The organism is Paenibacillus sp. FSL R7-0210 (assembly GCF_038009085.1).
GTDB classification, from domain to species: domain Bacteria; phylum Bacillota; class Bacilli; order Paenibacillales; family Paenibacillaceae; genus Paenibacillus_AQ; species Paenibacillus_AQ silagei.
Window position 1 is genome coordinate 7,363,250 of the sequence record NZ_JBBPAR010000001.1, and the last position, 22,651, is coordinate 7,385,900.

At 50.0% G+C, this 22,651-nt stretch carries 13 protein-coding genes, 14 tRNA genes and 4 rRNA genes; 28 read left to right on the plus strand and 3 right to left on the minus strand.

Annotation, left to right across the window (positions count from 1 at the left end; translation table 11 throughout):
- Positions 1 to 12 precede the first annotated feature (12 nt).
- The 6 genes from MKY64_RS31590 to MKY64_RS31615 all read left to right on the plus strand — a co-directional run bounded on the left by MKY64_RS31590 (position 13) and on the right by MKY64_RS31615 (position 10,522).
- Positions 13 to 5,919, plus strand: a complete 5,907-nt coding sequence (locus MKY64_RS31590; RefSeq protein WP_340957849.1) for a phage tail-collar fiber domain-containing protein — start codon at positions 13 to 15, stop codon at positions 5,917 to 5,919.
- Positions 5,920 to 5,934: 15 nt separating this feature from the next.
- A complete protein-coding gene (locus MKY64_RS31595; protein WP_340957850.1) occupies positions 5,935 to 6,180 on the plus strand; it encodes a hypothetical protein in 246 nt (81 codons plus the stop codon).
- 323 nt (positions 6,181 to 6,503) lie between these two features.
- Positions 6,504 to 7,196: a phosphoadenylyl-sulfate reductase gene (locus tag MKY64_RS31600; RefSeq protein WP_036721783.1), complete on the plus strand. Its 693-nt coding sequence runs from the start codon at positions 6,504 to 6,506 to the stop codon at positions 7,194 to 7,196.
- A gap of 127 nt (positions 7,197 to 7,323) precedes the next feature.
- Complete coding sequence (gene sat, locus MKY64_RS31605; protein ID WP_036721781.1) at positions 7,324 to 8,499, plus strand: sulfate adenylyltransferase; 1,176 nt, start codon at positions 7,324 to 7,326, stop codon at positions 8,497 to 8,499.
- 71 nt (positions 8,500 to 8,570) lie between these two features.
- Entirely contained in the window at positions 8,571 to 9,317 is a 747-nt protein-coding gene (cwlD, locus tag MKY64_RS31610; protein ID WP_340957851.1) for an N-acetylmuramoyl-L-alanine amidase CwlD, read from the plus strand.
- A 95-nt stretch (positions 9,318 to 9,412) separates the two neighbouring features.
- Positions 9,413 to 10,522, plus strand: a complete 1,110-nt coding sequence (locus MKY64_RS31615) for an Mrp/NBP35 family ATP-binding protein (protein WP_340957852.1) — start codon at positions 9,413 to 9,415, stop codon at positions 10,520 to 10,522.
- A 91-nt stretch (positions 10,523 to 10,613) separates the two neighbouring features.
- On the opposite strand, the gene gerD is transcribed toward MKY64_RS31615, so the two are convergent.
- Complete coding sequence (gerD, locus tag MKY64_RS31620) at positions 10,614 to 11,318, minus strand: spore germination lipoprotein GerD (RefSeq protein ID WP_036721773.1); 705 nt, start codon at positions 11,316 to 11,318, stop codon at positions 10,614 to 10,616.
- A 127-nt stretch (positions 11,319 to 11,445) separates the two neighbouring features.
- Between gerD and MKY64_RS31625 the strand changes: the two genes are divergently transcribed.
- Positions 11,446 to 12,036, plus strand: a complete 591-nt coding sequence (locus MKY64_RS31625; RefSeq protein WP_340958221.1) for a KinB-signaling pathway activation protein — start codon at positions 11,446 to 11,448, stop codon at positions 12,034 to 12,036.
- 134 nt (positions 12,037 to 12,170) lie between these two features.
- Positions 12,171 to 12,992, plus strand: a complete 822-nt coding sequence (locus MKY64_RS31630; protein WP_036721770.1) for a PPK2 family polyphosphate kinase — start codon at positions 12,171 to 12,173, stop codon at positions 12,990 to 12,992.
- A 21-nt stretch (positions 12,993 to 13,013) separates the two neighbouring features.
- Here the strand turns inward: MKY64_RS31630 and pdaB are convergent, their stop codons facing one another.
- Positions 13,014 to 13,817: a polysaccharide deacetylase family sporulation protein PdaB gene (pdaB, locus tag MKY64_RS31635; RefSeq protein ID WP_036721768.1), complete on the minus strand. Its 804-nt coding sequence runs from the start codon at positions 13,815 to 13,817 to the stop codon at positions 13,014 to 13,016.
- Between the two features lie 133 nt (positions 13,818 to 13,950).
- Here pdaB and MKY64_RS31640 point away from each other — a divergent pair, with 133 nt between their 5' ends.
- The 20 genes from MKY64_RS31640 to MKY64_RS31735 all read left to right on the plus strand — a co-directional run bounded on the left by MKY64_RS31640 (position 13,951) and on the right by MKY64_RS31735 (position 22,130).
- Positions 13,951 to 14,562 (plus strand): stage II sporulation protein M, encoded by a 612-nt coding sequence (locus MKY64_RS31640; protein WP_036721766.1) that lies wholly within the window; start codon positions 13,951 to 13,953, stop codon positions 14,560 to 14,562.
- 237 nt (positions 14,563 to 14,799) lie between these two features.
- Positions 14,800 to 15,030, plus strand: coding sequence for a hypothetical protein (locus MKY64_RS31645; protein ID WP_036692450.1), 231 nt, complete (start codon positions 14,800 to 14,802; stop codon positions 15,028 to 15,030).
- A gap of 346 nt (positions 15,031 to 15,376) precedes the next feature.
- Positions 15,377 to 16,937, plus strand: a 16S ribosomal RNA gene (locus tag MKY64_RS31650).
- Positions 16,938 to 17,061: 124 nt separating this feature from the next.
- A 5S ribosomal RNA gene (rrf, locus tag MKY64_RS31655) occupies positions 17,062 to 17,178 on the plus strand.
- A 47-nt stretch (positions 17,179 to 17,225) separates the two neighbouring features.
- Positions 17,226 to 17,302 (plus strand) — tRNA-Ile (locus tag MKY64_RS31660).
- Between the two features lie 29 nt (positions 17,303 to 17,331).
- A tRNA-Ala gene (locus MKY64_RS31665) sits at positions 17,332 to 17,407 on the plus strand.
- A gap of 203 nt (positions 17,408 to 17,610) precedes the next feature.
- Positions 17,611 to 20,539: ribosomal RNA gene (locus tag MKY64_RS31670) — 23S ribosomal RNA — on the plus strand.
- A 145-nt stretch (positions 20,540 to 20,684) separates the two neighbouring features.
- Positions 20,685 to 20,801 (plus strand): 5S ribosomal RNA (rrf, locus tag MKY64_RS31675).
- Together the 16S, 23S and 5S rRNA genes with 14 tRNA genes alongside form the textbook arrangement of a ribosomal RNA operon.
- Before the next feature lie 9 nt (positions 20,802 to 20,810).
- Positions 20,811 to 20,886: transfer RNA gene (locus MKY64_RS31680), tRNA-Asn, on the plus strand.
- Between the two features lies 1 nt (position 20,887).
- Positions 20,888 to 20,963 (plus strand) — tRNA-Thr (locus tag MKY64_RS31685).
- 12 nt (positions 20,964 to 20,975) lie between these two features.
- A tRNA-Glu gene (locus MKY64_RS31690) sits at positions 20,976 to 21,050 on the plus strand.
- 140 nt (positions 21,051 to 21,190) lie between these two features.
- A tRNA-Val gene (locus tag MKY64_RS31695) sits at positions 21,191 to 21,266 on the plus strand.
- A 53-nt stretch (positions 21,267 to 21,319) separates the two neighbouring features.
- A tRNA-Gln gene (locus MKY64_RS31700) sits at positions 21,320 to 21,393 on the plus strand.
- Between the two features lie 5 nt (positions 21,394 to 21,398).
- Positions 21,399 to 21,471 (plus strand) — tRNA-Lys (locus MKY64_RS31705).
- 15 nt (positions 21,472 to 21,486) lie between these two features.
- Positions 21,487 to 21,570: transfer RNA gene (locus tag MKY64_RS31710), tRNA-Leu, on the plus strand.
- Positions 21,571 to 21,577: 7 nt separating this feature from the next.
- Positions 21,578 to 21,652: transfer RNA gene (locus MKY64_RS31715), tRNA-Gly, on the plus strand.
- A gap of 8 nt (positions 21,653 to 21,660) precedes the next feature.
- Positions 21,661 to 21,737, plus strand: a tRNA-Arg gene (locus MKY64_RS31720).
- 142 nt (positions 21,738 to 21,879) lie between these two features.
- Positions 21,880 to 21,953 (plus strand) — tRNA-Pro (locus MKY64_RS31725).
- A 12-nt stretch (positions 21,954 to 21,965) separates the two neighbouring features.
- Positions 21,966 to 22,039 (plus strand) — tRNA-Gly (locus MKY64_RS31730).
- A 17-nt stretch (positions 22,040 to 22,056) separates the two neighbouring features.
- Positions 22,057 to 22,130, plus strand: a tRNA-Pro gene (locus tag MKY64_RS31735).
- Positions 22,131 to 22,210: 80 nt separating this feature from the next.
- On the opposite strand, the gene MKY64_RS31740 is transcribed toward MKY64_RS31735, so the two are convergent.
- Positions 22,211 to 22,624, minus strand: a complete 414-nt coding sequence (locus MKY64_RS31740; protein ID WP_036696270.1) for an ImmA/IrrE family metallo-endopeptidase — start codon at positions 22,622 to 22,624, stop codon at positions 22,211 to 22,213.
- Between the last annotated feature and the right edge of the window lie 27 nt (positions 22,625 to 22,651).

Here is a 22,651-nt window from a genome sequence, read left to right on the forward strand (position 1 = left end):
GGAGGGAATCATGTGGCAGTATTTGGAGGCATGACACTGACCAATAAAGGTCTTGTGCTGCAAGGGAAAGCCCAAGCGGGGGGCAAGTTGAATTATACCCGCATTGCTGTAGGCGACGGCTCACTTACAGGACAAGCTGTTCCGGCGATGAATGGCCTGATTTCGCAAAAAATCAGTTTGCCGATTACACGAATAACCACACAGCCGCCTAATAAGGCGATTATTGGTTCGGTGCTGCGGAACGCGGATGTCTCTACAGGATTTTACTGGCGTGAAGTAGGAGTCTTCGCACAAGACCCGGATGCGGGGGAAATTCTCTACGCCTACGCTAATGCCGGAGTAACCGCAGACTACATTCCACCAGGCGGCGGATCAGACATTATCGAGAAAACGTTCGATTGTGTCGTAGTGGTAGGCACAGCCGCCAATATTACCGCAGTCATTGATGAGTCGCTGGTGTTTGCGAAGAAGACCGAACTGGACGCTCTTGCTGACGCCAAGGTGGATAAGGTATCTGGCAAGGGGTTGTCTGCTAATGATTACACCACGGCTGAGAAGAATAAGCTGGCCGGGATCACCGCAGGAGCAGGCGGGGCAGGCACTGCCACGGATGCGGTTATTGGAAACCGGACGATCTCAGATACGACAGCGCCAACAGGAGACAGCGGCACCGTCACCAATCTGCTGGGTTGGCTGGCGAACACGATCAAGTCGATTACAGGCAAATCTTCCTGGAGGACAGCGCCTGCAACAACACTGGAGGCGGCTAAGGCGCATGCGGATGATACTACCCGGCACCTGACGGCAGCGGAGCGTACCGCATGGAACGCCAAAGAGACAACTGCAGGAGCGCAGGCCAAGGCGGATGCGGTGAAGGCTGCTGCTGCAACGGATGCAAGTACTAAGGCAAATGCAGTTCAAGCCAATTTAACGAGTCATACCGGGAATACAACGGTCCACATTACAGCAGAAGAACGGACCGCTTGGAATGCCAAGGCCGATTCTAGTCAATTAGGCCGGGTAGATCTGACCCAAACCCTGGGGACGGGCACATCAGTGATCCAGGCGGACCAGAACGGTAGTGAATTGGATTTGGTGGTACATGGGCGCACACTGGCTAATCTTATTTTTCGTAATAAAGCAGCAGATTTTATGGCTAATGGGGGAAATTCCACCGTTTCAAGAGATACATTCTCCACCAAATACTCAGACGTAGAGACAATCCAAGTAGCTTATACAGGATCAACCGCTGGAAGTGGTACGGGATACCAATTACTTCCTAATGGTCAAATTGACCCGACAAAGTATTATGTGTTCGCCATTGACATCCAAGTAGTGGAGGCGGTGTCTGCCCGGGCATTATTTGAGTTCGGTACAGGAACGCTTCCGAACGGGACGGTAGCAGGTAACTCTGTAACGCTTGGTGGCCCCGGACAGTGGAAAACGTCTTTCGGAAAAGTGGGCCCGCTCGAACTCGCAGGAAAGACAAAATTCTACTTCCACCTACAGGTGTTTGGAGAAGCAAACCTCTCGTTCCAGTCTGCGATTGGTACAGGATTCCGATTTTATGAGATTTCTAAGGACGAATATGATCGTATTGGTACATCACTAACAGCCGATAACTTTGATGACTACTACCCATTTGTCGCGGGTAGGCAGCACATTCAAGGTGTTTCCGTCACTAAGCAGGGACGTAACCTGTACAGTGGCGGGGGCTATTCGCTAGGGAATGGCGCTGGAACAGCGTTGATTGAGGATTTAGCTAAAAGTAGTATAACTGTCACCTCTGGGACAGCAGCGTACAGCTATATGAGATCAAAGAGCTATACAGTCGTACCCAATACGGTGTATACCTTGTCAGCAGTCTTAACCAATGTTGCAGGCTCGGATGCGCCGCAAATCAGTGTGAGAAAAGGCAGTGATGAGGGCTATAGTGGTATTACAGGGGCAGTACTTTCTGGTACTGGAGCTAAAAATATCAGCTTTAATTCAGGCAGTGAAACTGAAATAATCTTGTTCGCTTATGGATCAGTCGCAACTTCCACTGCGCAAACCAAACGCTATGATAATATTCAGATCGAACTTGGCAGCACCACTACACCTTTTACACCAGCAGAGCCGCAGTCCGTTGTTCTCCCTGTCACCCTTGGGCAGATAGGGGATGTTCGGGATAGTGTGTATAGTGCAGGGGTTGAGTGGATGTATTTGGAGCGGGTAAAAAAGCGGATTCTGAGTGGGTCTGCCCCCTGGATGCTTGCAGGAAATGTTTCAGGAGATGTGAAAAGGGTGTATTTGTCAGGTTTAGAGGGAGCCCTCAGATATAACAGTTTTATAGCCATGAAATATGACGGACGTATTCTCAGCTCTGTTTCTAGTATGACAGACGCAGATCAAGCGTATTTTACAGAAGCGTCTAGCAGAAGGGACTTTTATCTTTCGGTGGCTAATACTGACGGTGGTTGGGGAGCTAGTTATTCCCCAACAGCAGCTGAAATTTCAGCCTATTTTTATGGATACCGTATGAATAACGGTACCTTTGGTACTCCGTACAATGGAAGCGGCATGAAGACGTGGACAGTTATCGGAGCTACCAGCAATGCCGGTGCTGTGACTACAGTGCCGGCAGCACAGGCACCTATTACAACAGTCTGGCAGCCGTATACGCTGGATTACATGCTGGCACAGGCGGCGCAGCCAGTATCGCTTCCCAATGCTGAGGGAAGTATTACGCTCCATCCGGGTGGCAATCAGATAAGCGTGGAGACGGGCGTAATTCAAAGGGAGTCCGTTGTTCCGAAGTTAGATTCAGGAAGATACTATATTCTTGCACAAACGGATAGCTATTGGGGAGCTGCCCGGCTGAGCAAGCTATCATCTAAGATGTTAGCGGTCTATAGAGGGGCAGATATTGATCCAAAGTGGAGGTTTACGGTTCCCAACGAAGTAGCTACGGCATCACTCGCTCCAGAAGACTATGACTCTAAAGCCGCATACTATGTGACTTATTTGGCCCGGGACAAATTCATGCTCACGGCTAACGTCACAGAGGTCGCCGCAAGCTGGCGGACGGGCCTGGGCGGCGTGGTCTCCGAGGTGGTCCAGAGTGTCGCGGAGTTGCGACAGGATAATGATCGACAGGACTTCGCTGATGATTATATCGAGGCCAAGGTCGATAATCTGAAGCTGGAGATCGCTGATGCTTCGGCGTTGCCTGATACGATTCAAAAGTTCAAATTGACGGAAAAGACTGGATATAGCAGAGCCCTACTATCTTCAGACTTCAATAACATTCTTCAATCTGGGGAGTACTCCCTTATTGGGTCAGTTATGCAAAACGGTCCCGTTGCTACACCATCTGGTTACCTTAGAGTACGGGCCATTGATGCGGGAAACGTTATTCAAGAGGTCGTACTGACTCCCACTTTCATCGGCTGGTCTCGTCGTATCACAGGTGGAACGTGGAATTCTTGGGTTGAAAATGAGAATTCCAATAAGAAAAATGCAGCCGGAGGTTATGCTGGTCTGGATGCTACAGCTAATATTTCCGTCGATAATCTACCCTTTGGAAGTGTAACTAACATACTGGGGGACTCTGGTAGGTTTGTAGGCCCAGAAAATGGTGCTCATGACATATATTGCTCAGACACATTTGTCAATAACCGATTTTTCACACCAATGAATGGAACAAGTGTGTCAAGCGGAGGGAAATTCTATTTTGATAATTCTACCTTCGGAGGTACAAGGAATGCTTTAACTGATGATATTACAAGCTTACTGAATCGCATAGGATCAATTGCAGGAGGTGTAGGCACGCGTTACGGTACAGAATACCATATAGCGTCTTACACTATGGGGAGCGGTACAGGTAACCCCAATGGTACTATACCATCAACCAATTTGATGACAGCTAATGGCACCTTACCAGCAGGTGGGCTTAACAAGAGTTTTACTACCTCATTCTGGATACGTGTAAAGTCAGGCACACGAGTAATAATTAATAAGAGTGGAAGACTGAAGAAGAACGGAGTAACTCAGGCTACTCATGTGCAACTAACCACAGCGGATGGATGGGTACACATTGAGCGAGTTGAAGTTGCGGCCAGTGGGTACAGTAATGGTGCCCCTGCTATATTTGCAACTGCTGGTGATGTGGTTCAAATAGCTTTACCTGTTGTGACTGCAGGCGATATCGGGGTCGGTATTCATAACAACCCAGTCATGGGGGCTTCATTAGGGTATGTTCCGCTCGACTCTGCAAAGTACACTGCTGCTGATGTGCTTTCCAAATTAATTACAGTGGATGGTTCAGGAAGTGGATTGGAAGCAGACTTGCTAGATGGACTTCATGGGATCAACTATATGCGGACCGATACTGTTGCAGGAGATGCAGACCTTAACACAATTGTGTCGACAGGAGTTTATAGACTGATGGCATCCGCAATGAAGAATCACCCTGGTCCGAATTATTATTACGGACAGATGCTTGTGTTACACGCACCCAATTCAGATACCATAACACAGATTGTATATCCTTACACGGGTTTTGGCCCTATGTATCGTAGAGGAAATCCGACTAATGTAGGGGGCTCCGGCAGTTGGAGCAATTGGTTCAAAATGTGGACAGAAGAGAATGACGGTGCAGGCAGTGGTCTTGATGCCGACCTTCACGCAGGTAAAACATTGGCCGAAGTGGTTCAGGGTTCTTTGTCTTACCTTGGTACCATCGCGGGCAGCTCGCCTAATTTCACTGCTTCCGCAAACCCACCTATTGTGACGCTTGCATCTGGGCAGCGGCTATCCTTTAAGGCGTTATCATCCACCTCCGGCCCGATCACGCTTAACGTCAATGGCCTGGGGGCCAAGTCCATCAAAAAGCCAAACGGCAATAACCCGCCGTTGGTGCAGGGCGGGGTGTACACGGTAGTCTATGATGGAACGGCTTTTATCTTACAGGGTGAAGGGGGTGAGTATGGTACAGCAACTGCATCCCATGTTTTAAGTGGGTATTCTATTGGCACAGAGAATGGAGTCGTGAACGGAGAAATAAGTAATAATGGTCCTGGTGGAACAATAACCCCAAACGCTAATGTACAAACAAAACCAGCGGGATTTTATAGTAGCGCTATTTCGATCTCTGGAGTAGCGGTTCCTGTGGATAAAGTATTAAATGGAACAACTATTGCTGGCAGTTTAGGAACAATGCCAAACAGATCAGCGGAAAATAACAATATGCCTCCACAGGAAACGGCATATTGGCCAGTGGGAGCTTATAATAATCCGTATGCCAAAGTGCACTTTCGTCCCCCTGCGGGATATTATAATGGATCTACCTGGATTTCTGCTGATTCTGCAGACATGCTGCCTGAAAATGTACTTGCAGGGAAATCTATATTTGGGATGAAAGGTAATATTCCGAATAGAACGAATGACCAACAGGCTGTGACTTCATGGACTAACGGAGCTGGTGCACTGTCCCTTGGTTTTCCTACTGGGGCATATCTCACGAGTAGCGGTTTTGGTGCAGGTATTGCATCAGTTGCAATTACTAATGGAAACTTTACTTCTGGTAACATTCGAAGTGGAGTTAACATATTCGGAGTTGTTGGAAATCTAAAACCTATATCTTCGGCAAGCGGAATCATATGGGCAGGTGGATCAATTACAATTTCAGGGTTAGGATTCAGGCCTAAAGTTTTTTCATTTTCTTATAATCCCAATGGAGAATCATGGACTAATATTTGGGGCTATTTTATCGATAGTTCAATTTTAGCCTCTCCCTATAGCAGAGAGATTTTAAGCGTTTATGATTCCGGAGGATCTATAAGTGCCAATGTTACTATTTTAGATAATGGAATTACCATATCCAATAGCTACAATCAAATCGCTACCCAAAATTATTTATGGTCAGCATGGGGCTGAGAAAGGATTGAGATAATGAATATTGGTAGGAAAATTTATTATGAAAAGTCTACAGGAAATGTCCTCGTAGATACTGGGGAAAGATCTGGTGATGTAATCGAAACTACGCAAGAGCAGGATTTTGAATCCTTTAAATTACTTGTGCAGAGAGTACCTGAATCGGTTGGGGTAATTAAATTGGGGTATGGTCAGTATGGCGAGGACTTCGCAGCAGCAAGCGGTTACCGGATTAATCTAGATACAGAAGAACTGGAGTTTTAATTATGAATCAGTTAAAGAGCCGAAGTAGTGTTGACCAAATATCAAACAATAACAAATTGGATTAGGCACACTTTGTTTTTTAATTTCCAAAATGAGATATTAATTTCATCCATCAAAAAGGCCTCTCCAGAAACGGAGAGGTCTTTTTTTGTCTTAAACCAAGTTAATCTTGATCAGGGTTAAATTCCACTCCAAACTTTATTCCAAATTGAACAAAACCCATTGACTTCGCCGGATAAACGGATATACTATATCTTATAGAATTAGTCGGGATTAGCCTCGTAGGTTTCGATCTTGACGATATCCGGATGGAGGAAACTAAGATGAACCTGCTCGAGAAAGAGGATTTAATCAAAGTGAAAGCGGAAGAGCTGGAGAATGCTTCTCCCGAGGAGATTATCCGCTGGGCGGTGGAGACCTTTCCGAATATAACCTTTGCCTGCAGCTTCGGGGCGGAGGATGTAGTGCTGGTGGATATGATCCAGAAGGTGAGTCCTTCGACAGATGTGTTCTATTTAGATACGGATTATCATTTCAAGGAAACCTATGAGACTAGAGATATTATGGCTGATAAGTACGGGATGGAATTCGTCCGGGTGTCTCCGCAGATTACGGTGGAGGAGCAGGCCTTGCAGTATGGGGAGGCCCTATGGAATACTGACCCTAACCAGTGCTGCGCGATCCGTAAGGTAGAACCGCTGACCCGTATTCTCTCACAATACGACGCTTGGATTACCGGGATTCGCCGGGATCAGGCTCCTACCCGGGCCAATGCGAAGAAGATAGAATATGATAATAAGTTCGGGCTGGTCAAGTTCAATCCGATTGCGAACTGGACTACAGAGGATGTGTGGAATTATATCCGCGAGAATGATGTAGTCTACAATCCGCTGCATGACCGAAATTTCCCGAGTATCGGCTGTGAGCAATGCACCCGGGCTGTTATGCCTGGTGAAGATCCGCGTGCCGGCAGATGGTCCGGTTCGGACAAGACAGAATGCGGACTACACAAATAAGACACGCCTAAATAAATATCGCTCAGATATGATCACTAATTTATCCGCACTTATTTACCCGCACGCACTAAATTACCAGCACTCTATACAGCACTACACAGGCATTGCACAGGAGGAGAGAACAGGGATGACTTCAATACTTCCTCACGGAGGAACGCTGATCCGGCGCATCGCAGACGGAGAAGAGAGAGAAGAACTGCTGAAGCAAGCTTCAGGCCATCAATCGATTGCCCTCAATACATGGACCTTATCTGACTTGGATTTAATTGGTGTAGGTGCCTTCTCGCCGCTCACCGGATTCCTGAACGAAGAGGATTATCACTCGGTAGTAAGCAATATGCGCCTGGCTAACGGAACCGTATGGAGTATACCGGTTACGCTGGCTATAGGTGACGAGCAGGCAGCGACTCTTGCAATAGGCGACAGAGTGGCACTCAAAGGCGAACACGATGATATCATCTACGGTTTGCTGGATATTGAGAGTATTTATACGGTAGACCAACAGGTTGAGGCGCACAATGTGTTCAAAACAACCGATCCCGCGCATCCCGGAGTCAGTAAGCTGCTGTCCCGGCCGGCAACCTATGTAGGCGGACCTATAACGGTGCTCAACCGCCCGCAGCCGGAGAAGTTCGCTGAATTCTATTTTGACCCCGCCGAGACCCGCCGGATCTTCGCCGATAAGGGCTGGAGAACGGTTGTAGGCTTCCAGACGCGTAACCCGGTACATCGTGCCCATGAGTATATCCAGAAATGCGCTATGGAGGTTGTAGACGCTCTGTTCCTCAATCCCCTGGTTGGTGAGACCAAGTCGGATGATGTTCCGGCCAACGTGCGGATGAAGAGTTATCTGGCCTTACTGGAGAATTATTATCCGGAGAACCGTACCTTCCTTGGCGTCTTCCCGGCAGCGATGCGTTATGCGGGCCCCCGTGAAGCCATCTTCCATGCCATGGTGCGCAAGAATTACGGCTGTACACACTTCATTGTCGGCCGTGATCACGCGGGTGTTGGTGATTATTACGGCACGTATGAAGCGCAGGAGATCTTTGCGAACTTCACCGCCGAGGAGCTGGGCATCACGCCTCTGTTCTTCGAGCACAGCTTCTTCTGCGTGAAGTGCGGCAATATGGCCTCCAGCAAAACCTGCCCGCATCCGTCTGACCAGCACTTGACTCTCTCCGGTACGAAGGTACGTGCGCTGCTGCGTGACGGACAGTGTCCGCCTCCTGAATTCACTCGCCCTGAGGTGGCGCAGATTCTGATTGAAGGTATGTCACCGGAAGTCTCTGTAAACTCCTGACAGCCAGTACTATTTGGCCCTCTTGTCCCATATAGATGAGTAGAATCTATCGGGACGAGGGGGTCTTTGTTATGTCTGGAGGGCAGAAGCATAAAGTCTCGGTCTGGATCTCTTGGCGCAGCATCAAAAAAGGTATCCTGGGCGCTGTGCTGCTCACGATAATGATCGGAATCATTGCCTACGACATGCCGACTGCGAGGACGGTCAATTATTGGAGCCTGCCGCTCTCCGGCAAGGTGATTGCCATTGATGCAGGTCATGGGGGACCGGACGGGGGAGCAGTGAGCCGCTCAGGCCTGATTGAGAAGGATATCAATCTCTCCGTGTCGCTGTATCTGCGCGATTATCTGCAGCAGGCTGGGGCGATTGTGGTGATGACCCGTGAAGGCGATTATGATCTGGCCCAGGACAGCACCAAAGGGTACGCAAGACGCAAGACGGAGGATCTGAAGCAGCGGGTGCGGAGCATTGAAGAGAAGGGCGCCGATCTGTTTGTCAGCGTACATATGAACAGTATTCCCTCCAACCGTTGGAGCGGGGCGCAGACCTTCTATTATCCAAGCAGCGAGAGGAACAAGGCCTTGGCCGGGCTGGTTCAGGATGAGCTGAGAGCTACACTTGAGAATACGGACCGCGTGGCGAAGACGGCGAATACCATTTATTTGTTAAAAGTGTTAAAGATGCCGTCCGTGCTCGTTGAGGTAGGCTTCCTGTCACATCCTCAGGAGTCCTTGCTCCTAGGGGATGATCTGTATCAGCGGAAGGTGGCAACCAGCATCTACCGGGGCATCCTGCGGTACAGCTCCGAGCAGCCATAGCGGCATAGGGTGGGACTACTCTTCCCTCCGGGGGTAATGCTATAATAGGTACAAATCCCGGGGCTTACCGCCGGATAGGAACAGAGGTGCTTTCCATGCAGACCAGGGAACAAATTCAGGAACTTTTACAGCCGCTTACAGACCCGGAATCCGGAAAAAGCCTGATCGAACTACAGTTAATCCGCGATATCATGATCAAAGAGGACCGTATTTCGTTATCCATCGTATGTCTGGATTCGGATGAGAAGAAGCGGATGGAGCTGGAGCAGCAGGTACGTGACCTGCTTACGGCGGGCGGGGCAGAACAGATTCATATCCGCCTGCGTGATGCCACCGATTATGAACGGGCTATGCTTCGCGGAGAGGGCAGCGGGGACGAGCCGGATTCAGATGAAGGGGAGAAGCTCAAAGGACACGCAGCAGGCCTTGAGGGGCATGAGCTGATTAACGAGAACTCAGGGGTGAACTTCATCGCGATCGCCAGCGGCAAGGGCGGGGTCGGGAAATCAACAGTAACTGTGAATCTGGCCGTGGCACTGGCCCGTAAGGGCAAGAGAGTCGGCCTGATCGATGCAGATATTTACGGCTTCAGTATCCCGGACATGATGGGAATTGAAGAAGGGCCGATCGTGGAAGAAGGAACGATTATTCCGGTAGAACGCTTCGGCGTCAAGGTCATGTCGATGGGCTTCTTCATCCGAGAGAATAGTCCGGTGATCTGGAGAGGACCGATGCTTGGCAAAATGCTGCGCCAGTTCTTCGCCGATGTCGGCTGGGGGGAACTCGATTACCTGCTGCTGGATCTGCCTCCAGGTACGGGCGATGTGGCCCTTGATGTCCACCAGATGCTGCCGCACAGCAAGGAGATCATTGTCACTACCCCTCATGCTACAGCTGCCTTTGTGGCAGCGAGAGCAGGCTCTATGGCTCTGCAGACCGAGCATGAGATTCTTGGCGTCATTGAGAATATGGCGTACTACGAATGCTCCTCCTGCGGCAAAAAGGATTATATCTTCGGCAGAGGCGGCGGAGCCCGTCTGGCGGAAACGCTGCATACAGAGCTGCTGGCCCAGGTGCCGCTGGGTGCCCCGGACAACCATATTTCCGAGCCGGACTTCTCACCGTCAATATATAAGGCGGATACGGCTACAGGAATATTGTTCGCAGACATTGCAGACAAGCTGATTGCCAAGTACGAGCAATAATCACCCTTTGACCTTGAACGCACATAAACAAATAAACAAATAAGGCCATGTCCCATCCACGGGGCAAGGCCTTATTTTAAAATATAAGAGGTTAAGAACCCGAACCGGAATCGTCTCCGCCTTCCTGCTTCTGGCTGTCACCGCCCTGCTTGTCCTCCCCGCCGCTGCCGCCTTTACCCCCATCCTTTTTCTCAACCTTAGGCTGCAGTTCATCCTGGACCACGGATTTGAGAAGCGTAAGTACTTCCATACGGAATAGCGGGTTCTGCATAGCCTCCTGCATAATCGTCATGGACTGCTTGCGGTAATCCGGAGTCTTCGTTAGATCGAGGAACATTTTCGTCATTTCGGGCGACTTCATAATTTCTCCAACCGACTTCTGATAAGTGGGGTCCTTGATCAATTGAAGATGAAGTTCCTTGCTCTGTTTATTAATCGCTTTGGCGAAATCGCCGGCAAACTGCGGATCAGTCATGATTTTTTCAATTTCCTTCTGATACTCCGGCGCGGTGAGGGTATCTTTAACAGCAAGCCGGATCTGCTCCGTGGTTTGCATAGGCATCATCTTCATGCTTAAGCCGCTGGCGGCGCTGCCCTCTTCTGAGCTTGGAGTAGACAAGGCCTCCTCTACAGCCTTTTTCCCTTCATCACTTTTCAATATATCGACAACCATCGTCTTCATTTCCTTATATCCGCCTTGTCCCGAAGAAGAACTGCTCTGTTCGCCCCCGCAGGCCGTCAAGGTGATTATCAAGCCAAGTGCCAAGCCTCCAGACCAGATAGCCCTCCATTTCATTGGCGCTGCCCTCCTTTATAGAATTACTGATTGTAGTATGCCGCGCCAGGGCACATTTATGTTGAAGCGGAATGGTTTTTTGACGGTAACCTTGGTAAAATAAATCTGACACGGGGAGGTGGAAGCGCTGAGCTTGAGAAAATGGTTTTATTTGTTCTGGACCACGCTTTTGATCGGTGCAGGCGGGGCTGTCATTGCTGGACTTGCTCTGCAGATAGGGAATGGCGGTATACAATTTAAAGGCACTGCCGATCTTCTCCTGTACTCCCTGATTCTTTTGGGCTACGGAGTGCTTGTAAGCGTATACGCCCAGCTCGGATTTTTTGCATATCTGATCCTCAACTATACGGGCATCGGGGTGTTCCCGCGCAAGGCGTGGCGTTACATACAGCTGGTGCTGGCCGTGCTGGCGTTGTTTGAGCTGATGTTCCTGCGCACCTTTGTCAGCGGAGACCAGAGCGCCCGGACGGATTTGACGCTAGGTGTGGCTATTCTGTTCACTGCACTTATCGTATCTTGGCTCAAAATGCGCAGCACGAACGCGTCAGCCTGGGTCCCGACCTTTTTTTTCATGACAGCCATCACTATAGTGGAGATTATCGGTGTGCTGCGGATCGGCGTGGACAACGCCACCATCTTTATTCTTGTACCGCTTATCGCCTGTAATGCCTTCCAGATTCTGATGCTGCACCGTGTACTGAAGCCGGCCACAATCTGACCATAGCAATCATGCTCAAAACCCCGCCCCTCTGTATACAACCAGGGAGGCGGGGTTTTGGCATTGCCTGTGGGGAGCGGTTAGAATGAAGATGAAGAGGTTAATCTTAAAGAACAGAGTGGAGGAGGGAATATATGAACATCAAGCGCTATATGATAAAAGACACCAGTGAAACACGCCTGAAGGACCTCGATCCTGATGAACGGGGAGACTTCAAATCCAAAGAAGAAGCCGAAGCCAAAATGGAGAAGCTGAAGGAACGGCTGGTCAAGCTGCAGGATATCCTTTTTGCACAGAAAAAGCATTCACTGCTGGTCATCCTGCAAGGAATGGATTCAAGCGGTAAGGACGGAACCGTCAAACACATCTTCTCCGGCATCAATCCGCAAGGGTTCATCGTAACCAGCTTCAAGAAGCCTTCACTGGAGGAAGAAGCGCACGATTTCCTGTGGAGAGTTCATATGAAGACCCCGCCCAAAGGCTATATTGCCGCATTCAACCGTTCGCATTATGAGGATGTGCTGGTGCCCCGCGTGCATGGCAGTCTTAGCAAGGAGGATGCCAAGCGGCGGTTCCGCTACATCCGCCAGTTCGAGGAGATGCTGGCGGAAGAGGGAACGACAGTCATTAAGCTCTTTCTGCATATCTCCAAGGAGAAGCAGCTGGAGAAGATTAAGGAGCGGCTTGAAGATCCGGCGAAGCACTGGAAATTCGATGCCAGTGATCTGCAGGAACGCGAATACTGGGACGATTATCAAAAGGCGTATGAGGATGTTTTCCAGGAGAGCAGTATAGATAAGGCTCCATGGTACTGGATTCCGGCGAATCACCGCTGGTACCGCAATTATCTGGCGCTGAAGATTGTGGTCAAAACGCTGGAGGGGCTTGACCTGAGTTACCCGAAGCTGAATACACCGACGCCTGATATCTCTCAGCTGATCTCACCGCGTCACTGATGCCATACACAGGTAAGGGAGTTACATTCCTGCAGCGTCTTCCAGGCCATTATTCAGCAAGGCGGAATCGCGGACTTCCTTACCGTTTGCACTGCTTTGGCTGATTAGCTCAGAGACGGTTACGAACTCATACCCCTGGCTGCGGAGCTTATCAATAATCTGAGGCAAGGCTTCATGCGTTTGTTTACAGGAGTCGCTGGCATGCAGCAGCACAATATCCCCGGGATGGGCTTTGCTCGTTACACGGTTAACGATGTTATCCACACCGATGTTCTTCCAGTCCAGTGAGTCCGTGTCCCATTGAATGACTTTATAGCCGAGATCGGTGGCCACCTGCAGGACTCTTTTGTCAAAATCACCGTTAGGCATTCTGATCAGGTTGGGCTGAGAACCGGTTAGCTCCGTCAATACTGTATGGGCAGTACTGATCTGCGTGCGGATTTCATCATTGCTTAGCGTACTGTAGTTCACATGCTTGTGACCGTGGCTGCCAATCTCGAACCCGGCATCTTTGATGCTCGTTACGATTTCAGGATGGGTTTTGCTCCAAGGTGAGGACAGGAAGAATGTCGCTTTATCCACCTTCTTGTCTTCCAGCACCTTCAGAATCGGCTCAGGCCGTTTCTCTCCCCAGCTGATATCGAAGGTCAAGGCGATCAGCTTCTTTTCCGTCGGCACACTGTAAATGGCAGAAGGGGCAGCTTCAGAGAATACGGTGATATTGCCCCTCTCCACATAGACAACGCCGGCGGTAAGAAGCGCAGCAGCAAAAATGTACAGGAACCGTTTGATCTTTTTGCCGCTAAATACATAAAAAGAATTCATAATGTCAGCGCTCCTCTCCCATGCGAAATGCTTGTTTGTTCTAAATGTATGCTCGTACAGGGCGCTTATGACCTCAGATATGAATCATTCCATACGAAATGCAATTCGGCAGAATCCAAATCAGGAGGTACGCATGTTATCTTTTAATACATTTATCAAGGATCTAAGGACAATTCGCACCGCGCTCCTAATGGCCACAATCCTGTTCATAGCCGGGGGAATCTTGGGCTGGCTCGGCACAGGTAGTCTTCAGCAGCTGCTGAATGAGCAATTGAAGGGGATCAGTAAGATTAGCGGGAACCTTAGAGAGTCGTCCAATCCGCAGTGGAGCTTTTTTGTATTCATTTTTCTGAACAATAGTATCAAAAGCGTAGTCATCATTTATCTGGGCGCCTTATTCGGCCTCTTGCCGGCATTCTTCCTGCTCATCAACGGTGCGGTTATCGGCTATCTGATTCATTTGTCCGCGATACAGGGACAGGATCTGTTCACGCTGATTGTAAAAGGACTGCTGCCGCATGGCATCATTGAGATTCCGGCCATCATCATTGCCTGCGCCTTTGGGCTGAAGTTCGGCAGTAAGGTGCTCTCTGCACTCTTTGGAGCGATGAAGCGGAGCGGGGAAGGGGCAATGAATTGGCAGGCCTTTATGCGGCAGACCTTCACCGCTTCGGTCTGGATTGTGATTCTGTTATTTGTGGCAGCAATCATCGAGAGCACAATTACATTTTGGCTTTTATCATAAAATCTTGGGGAATTGTGCATAACAGTAAAGCCGAAACATTTGGATCTGCTGCCAGGTTGAATAAAGAGAGTCCATAAATGGAATTTTCTTATGATAATGGTTATAGGTTCAATACTCCGGTTAATTTAGTGTAAGCACTTCAATAGAGCTTCCCACATCAAATGGCTTTTTTGATTGAGATGAAACGGCGTTTGATGGTTTTGGATAACTATGAATTTCATGAAGGAGGCCAAGCATATGTTGGGGATGTTATTCAATGAGAAGGAATGCAAGGAGCTGGACTATGTTTTGCGCAAAGAGCTGGATGAGATGCTGCTGGATATGAGTGATCAGCGTTTAGATCAGAACATTAGGCATGCGATTGCCAATCGATATAAAACAGTTTTCCGTATGTATGCACGATTTGCTCCACAGAAAGAGCTGTCTAAGTATGCATGGGGTGGACGTTCTTCTCAGTTCAAGCACTAGGCTGAAGCAGGCTGATAACCGGAATAAATAAAATGAATGAAATAGCTTGACGAAAAGGGAGCCGACATGATACATTATATCTCGCGCTCCTTTTGAATGTTTAAAGAGAAGACGCAGGCAAGAAATAATGAAAAATAACTTTTTCAAAAAAAAGCTTGCCAAACAACGAAACACTATGATATATTATGAAGGTCGCCGCTGAGATGCGGTGAAGAGCTAAAATGAGACATTGATCTTTGAAAACTGAACAACGAGTGAGTGGGAAATCACTTCGGTGAGATCCAAAAATGAGAATGTGAATTCTCGTCAGATGTTTGAAAATGAGCAATCGCTCTTTCTAAATACCAATTTGGAGAGTTTGATCCTGGCTCAGGACGAACGCTGGCGGCATGCCTAATACATGCAAGTCGAGCGGAGTTTGAGAGGAAGCTTGCTTCCTTTCAAACTTAGCGGCGGACGGGTGAGTAACACGTAGGCAACCTGCCCTCAAGCCTGGGATAACTACCGGAAACGGTAGCTAATACCGGATAATTTCTTTTTTCTCCTGAGAGAAGAATGAAAGGCGGAGCAATCTGCTGCTTGGGGATGGGCCTGCGGCGCATTAGCTAGTTGGTGGGGTAACGGCCCACCAAGGCGACGATGCGTAGCCGACCTGAGAGGGTGAACGGCCACACTGGGACTGAGACACGGCCCAGACTCCTACGGGAGGCAGCAGTAGGGAATCTTCCGCAATGGGCGCAAGCCTGACGGAGCAATGCCGCGTGAGTGATGAAGGTTTTCGGATCGTAAAGCTCTGTTGCCAGGGAAGAACGTCCGGTAGAGTAACTGCTGCCGGAGTGACGGTACCTGAGAAGAAAGCCCCGGCTAACTACGTGCCAGCAGCCGCGGTAATACGTAGGGGGCAAGCGTTGTCCGGAATTATTGGGCGTAAAGCGCGCGCAGGCGGTTATTTAAGTCTGGTGTTTAAACCTTGGGCTCAACCTGAGGTCGCACTGGAAACTGGGTGACTTGAGTACAGAAGAGGAAAGTGGAATTCCACGTGTAGCGGTGAAATGCGTAGATATGTGGAGGAACACCAGTGGCGAAGGCGACTTTCTGGGCTGTAACTGACGCTGAGGCGCGAAAGCGTGGGGAGCAAACAGGATTAGATACCCTGGTAGTCCACGCCGTAAACGATGAGTGCTAGGTGTTAGGGGTTTCGATACCCTTGGTGCCGAAGTTAACACAGTAAGCACTCCGCCTGGGGAGTACGGTCGCAAGACTGAAACTCAAAGGAATTGACGGGGACCCGCACAAGCAGTGGAGTATGTGGTTTAATTCGAAGCAACGCGAAGAACCTTACCAGGTCTTGACATCCAACTAACGAAGCAGAGATGCATCAGGTGCCCTTCGGGGAAAGTTGAGACAGGTGGTGCATGGTTGTCGTCAGCTCGTGTCGTGAGATGTTGGGTTAAGTCCCGCAACGAGCGCAACCCTTGACTTTAGTTGCCAGCAGGTGAAGCTGGGCACTCTAGAGTGACTGCCGGTGACAAACCGGAGGAAGGTGGGGATGACGTCAAATCATCATGCCCCTTATGACCTGGGCTACACACGTACTACAATGGCCGGTACAACGGGAAGCGAAGCCGCGAGGTGGAGCCAATCCCAGCAAAGCCGGTCTCAGTTCGGATTGCAGGCTGCAACTCGCCTGCATGAAGTCGGAATTGCTAGTAATCGCGGATCAGCATGCCGCGGTGAATACGTTCCCGGGTCTTGTACACACCGCCCGTCACACCACGAGAGTTTACAACACCCGAAGTCGGTGGGGTAACCCGCAAGGGAGCCAGCCGCCGAAGGTGGGGTAGATGATTGGGGTGAAGTCGTAACAAGGTAGCCGTATCGGAAGGTGCGGCTGGATCACCTCCTTTCTATGGAGAATCGTTTCCTGCAACGGAAACATTCAAATCGGAAGCTTTGCTTCCACAATAGAACCTTCGGGTTCGGACACTCACTCGTGTTCAGTTTTGAAAGAGCAAGTCTCTTTCGTATGCGTTTGGTGGCGATAGCGGAGGGGTTCCACACGTACCCATCCCGAACACGACCGTTAAGCCCTCCAGCGCCGATGGTACTTGGACCGAAGGGTCCTGGGAGAGTAGGACGCCGCCAAGCGAACAATCAATTCATTGATTGCTTCACTACTGCAAGTTTTGTTATATGGGCTTTTAGCTCAGTTGGTTAGAGCGCACCTCTGATAAGGGTGAGGTCGGTGGTTCGAGTCCACCAAGGCCCACCATATAACAATTAAGAACTGAATACTAATTTGGGGCCATAGCTCAGCTGGGAGAGCGCCTGCCTTGCAAGCAGGAGGTCAGCGGTTCGATCCCGCTTGGCTCCACCAATCATGTTTTACAACAGTATATGCACATCGTCTGTTATTCCGAACATCACAGCCGTGATTGTTTCATAATAACAGCAACTTGATCCTTGAAAACTGGATACCGAAACGAATTTGCGTTTTAGAACATTCCTTTAAGCTGAACTTGTGTAAACAAGTTTTGAATTAATGGCGATGCTAGCGATTTTCCTTAGGGAAAACACATTGGTTAAGCTACTAAGAGCACACGGAGGATGCCTAGGCGCCAGGAGCCGACGAAGGACGTGGCGAACAACGAAACTGCCTCGGGGAGCTGTAAGCAAGCTTTGATCCGGGGGTGTCCGAATGGGGAAACCCAGCTGTGGTAATTCGCAGTTACTCATTTCTGAATACATAGGAAATGCAGAGGCAGACCAGGGGAACTGAAACATCTAAGTACCCTGAGGAAGAGAAAACAATAGTGATTCCGTCAGTAGCGGCGAGCGAACGCGGAACAGCCTAAACCAAGGGGCTTGCCTCTTGGGGTTGTGGGACGTCTCACATGGAGTTACAAAGGAATTCAGTAGGTGAAGAGGTCTGGAAAGGCCCGCGATAGAGGTAAAAGCCCTGTAGCCTAAACTGTGTTCTCTCCGAGACGGATCCCGAGTAGTGCGGGGCACGTGAAACCCCGTATGAATCCAGCAGGACCATCTGCTAAGGCTAAATACTACCTGGCGACCGATAGTGAAACAGTACCGTGAGGGAAAGGTGAAAAGCACCCCGGAAGGGGAGTGAAATAGAACCTGAAACCGTGTGCTTACAAAAAGTCAGAGCCCTCTTTATGGGTGATGGCGTGCCTTTTGTAGAATGAACCGGCGAGTTACGTTTAACATGCAAGGTTAAGGTGAGAAGCCGGAGCCGCAGCGAAAGCGAGTCTGAATAGGGCGACTAAGTATGTGGACGTAGACCCGAAACCGTGTGATCTACCCCTGTCCAGGGTGAAGGTGCGGTAACACGCACTGGAGGCCCGAACCCACGCATGTTGAAAAATGCGGGGATGAGGTGGGGGTAGCGGAGAAATTCCAATCGAACTCGGAGATAGCTGGTTCTCCCCGAAATAGCTTTAGGGCTAGCCTCGGTGAATGGAGTGGTGGAGGTAGAGCACTGATTGGGTGCGGGGCCCGCAAGGGTTACCAAGCTCAGTCAAACTCCGAATGCCATTTACTTCTTGCCGGGAGTCAGACAGTGAGTGCTAAGATCCATTGTCAAAAGGGAAACAGCCCAGACCATCAGCTAAGGTCCCCAAGTGTGTGTTAAGTGGGAAAGGATGTGGAGTTGCACAGACAACCAGGATGTTGGCTTAGAAGCAGCCACCATTGAAAGAGTGCGTAATAGCTCACTGGTCGAGTGACTCTGCGCCGAAAATGTAACGGGGCTAAACACACCACCGAAGCTATGGCTAGATGCTTTGCATCTGGGGTAGGGGAGCGTTGTATGTGGGTTGAAGGTGTACCGTAAGGAGCGCTGGACAGCATACAAGTGAGAATGCCGGTATGAGTAACGAAAAGATCAGTGAGAATCTGATCCGCCGAAAGCCCAAGGTTTCCTGAGGAAGGCTCGTCCGCTCAGGGTAAGTCGGGACCTAAGGCGAGGCCGACAGGCGTAGTCGAAGGACAACAGTTTGAAATTACTGTACCACCGTAATCCGCTATGAGCGATGGGGTGACGCAGGAGGGTAGTGACGCGGACTGATGGATGTCCGTCTAAGCAGTGAGGCTGGTGTGCAGGCAAATCCGCACATCGTTAAGGCTGGGCTGTGATGGGGAGCGAAAATTATAGTAGCGAAGGTCATGATCTCACACTGCCAAGAAAAGCCTCTAGCCAGGAGAAGGTGCCCGTACCGCAAACCGACACAGGTAGGCGAGAAGAGAATTCTAAGGCGCGCGGAAGAACTCTCGTTAAGGAACTCGGCAAAATGACCCCGTAACTTCGGGAGAAGGGGTGCCTCGGTAGGGTGAATAGCCCGAGGGGGCCGCAGTGAAAAGGCCCAAGCGACTGTTTAGCAAAAACACAGGTCTGTGCGAAGCCGCAAGGCGAAGTATACGGGCTGACGCCTGCCCGGTGCTGGAAGGTTAAGGGGAGCGGTTAGGGGTTAAACCCGAAGCTGTGAACCGAAGCCCCAGTAAACGGCGGCCGTAACTATAACGGTCCTAAGGTAGCGAAATTCCTTGTCAGGTAAATTCTGACCCGCACGAATGGCGTAACGACTTGGGCGCTGTCTCAACGAGAGATCCGGTGAAATTTTAATACCTGTGAAGATGCAGGTTACCCGCGACAAGACGGAAAGACCCCATGGAGCTTTACTGCAGCTTGATATTGAATTTGGGTACGATCTGTACAGGATAGGTGGGAGCCGTGGAGGCAGGAGCGCAAGCTTCTGCGGAGGCGCCGTTGGGATACCACCCTGATCGTATCTAGGTTCTAACCTAGTGCCCTTATCGGGTACGGGGACCGTGTCAGGCGGGCAGTTTGACTGGGGCGGTCGCCTCCTAAAGAGTAACGGAGGCGTTCAAAGGTTCCCTCAGAATGGTTGGAAATCATTCGCAGAGTGCAAAGGCATAAGGGAGCTTGACTGCGAGACCTACAAGTCGAGCAGGGACGAAAGTCGGACTTAGTGATCCGGTGGTACCGCATGGAAGGGCCATCGCTCAACGGATAAAAGCTACCCTGGGGATAACAGGCTTATCTCCCCCAAGAGTCCACATCGACGGGGAGGTTTGGCACCTCGATGTCGGCTCATCGCATCCTGGGGCTGAAGTAGGTCCCAAGGGTTGGGCTGTTCGCCCATTAAAGCGGTACGCGAGCTGGGTTCAGAACGTCGTGAGACAGTTCGGTCCCTATCTGTCGTGGGCGCAGGAAATTTGAGAGGAGCTGTCCTTAGTACGAGAGGACCGGGATGGACGTACCGCTGGTGCATCAGTTGTTCCGCCAGGAGCATGGCTGAGTAGCTACGTACGGACGGGATAAGCGCTGAAAGCATCTAAGCGTGAAGCCCCCCTCAAGATGAGATTTCCCAGTATGTAAGACCCCTTGAAGACGACGAGGTAGATAGGTTGGAGGTGGAAGTGCAGCAATGCATGGAGCTGACCAATACTAATCGGTCGAGGGCTTATCCAAAAGTTACCCCAAAAAGTGAAGATGAAGCTGACGAAGCGGATTCCGAGTACTTTCCGGGGGCCCCGTAAGAAGGGCAAACGCAGATTCGTTTCGGATTCAGTTTTCAGGAATCAAATTCCTGAAGCATTTACGCTGTAAATGCCCGTTTGGTGGCGATAGCGGAGGGGTTCCACACGTACCCATCCCGAACACGACCGTTAAGCCCTCCAGCGCCGATGGTACTTGGACCGAAGGGTCCTGGGAGAGTAGGACGTTGCCAAGCGGACAATATTCCCTGATAGCTCAGTTGGTAGAGCACTCGACTGTTAATCGAGTTGTCACAGGTTCGAGTCCTGTTCGGGGAGCCATGCTCTCATAGCTCAGCAGGTAGAGTGCTTCCATGGTAAGGAAGAGGTCACCGGTTCGAATCCGGTTGAGAGCTCCACAAATTTTTTAAGGCCCGTTGGTCAAGGGGTTAAGACACCTCCCTTTCACGGAGGTAACATGGGTTCGAATCCCATACGGGTCACCATTTTTTATGGGATGAGAAATCCCTGGGTTCGTTGAAGCATAGGCATCGTAAGGAATACTTCGCAATCTCGTAATGGAGTGAAGAGTATCCCATACGGGTCACCATTTTTAACTAGTACCCTTATTAGTCACCATACATATGGAGGCTTAGCTCAGCTGGGAGAGCATCTGCCTTACAAGCAGAGGGTCGGGGGTTCGAACCCCTCAGCCTCCACCATAATGTTCTTGATATTTGAGGGAGATTGTGGGCATTATATAGGTATCTATTGTAGGGGATTCGCCAAGTGGTAAGGCAACGGACTCTGACTCCGTCATCATAGGTTCGAATCCTATATCCCCTGCCAAATATGAGCCATTAGCTCAGTTGGTAGAGCACCTGACTTTTAATCAGGGTGTCGAAGGTTCGAGTCCTTCATGGCTCACTTGTATTGATTCATGCGCGTGTGGCGGAATGGCAGACGCACCAGACTTAGGATCTGGCGTCGTAAGACGTGGGGGTTCAAGTCCCTTCACGCGCACCACTTATTTGCGGACGTGGCTCAGCGGTAGAGCATCGCCTTGCCAAGGCGAGGGTCGCGGGTTCGATTCCCGTCGTCCGCTCCAAATTTTTTGCGCCCTTAGCTCAGCTGGATAGAGCGTTTGACTACGAATCAAAAGGTCGGGAGTTCGAATCTCTCAGGGCGCGCCATTATTACTTCTTGAATATTCAAAGTGTCCTCTAGATTCGAACGAGTTCGTTGGAGCATAGGCTTCGATAGGATTACTTCGCAATCGGATGCGCAGCATCCGTATCTCTCAGGGCGCGCCATTATTACTTCATTAATTATTAACGGGATGTAGCTCAGCTTGGTAGAGCACCTGGTTTGGGACCAGGGGGTCGCATGTTCAAATCGTGTCATCCCGATATTTCACCTTTGCGGGTGTAGTTCAATGGTAGAACTTCAGCCTTCCAAGCTGATAGCGTGGGTTCGATTCCCATCACCCGCTCCATAATAATTTCATAGTTTCGGGATGTAGCTCAGCTTGGTAGAGCACCTGGTTTGGGACCAGGGGGTCGCATGTTCAAATCGTGTCATCCCGATCGAACAGCTTACGGCTGGCCAATGAACTCTTACTGCGGTAAGAGTTTTTTGTTGCGTCATTAAAGGAACGTATGTTCCTTTAATCGTCTAAAAAAAAGACAACCTCAGCCGGGATGCCAATCCTTGCATAATAGCTCTGTAGGGACTCATCCTGCTCAATGGCAGTGCCGACCGATAGCAGCTTAACCGCGAACAGGTTAGCCTGCCGCTCCAGCTTGCCTGGCGAGAAATACGAATTCTCCTCCAGAAAAAAACGGTTGACCCCTTTGTGCAGACGGTCATGCGCGAGTTCATGGGCGCATACGAATCGTTGCCACTCCAGCGGCAGCTGGTTATGAATGACGATGAACCTTCTTCTTAACTTCCGATAGTAGAGGCCCTTGGTGCCGTCACCCAGATGCATGAACCGGATGTGAATCCCCAGTGCTTCAGCCAGCTCGAAGGGGCTGCTGGTATTGTATTTTTTGACCAAACGCTTGATTAGCTCATCCATATTCTTCACCCGCAGCATGTTAATAGT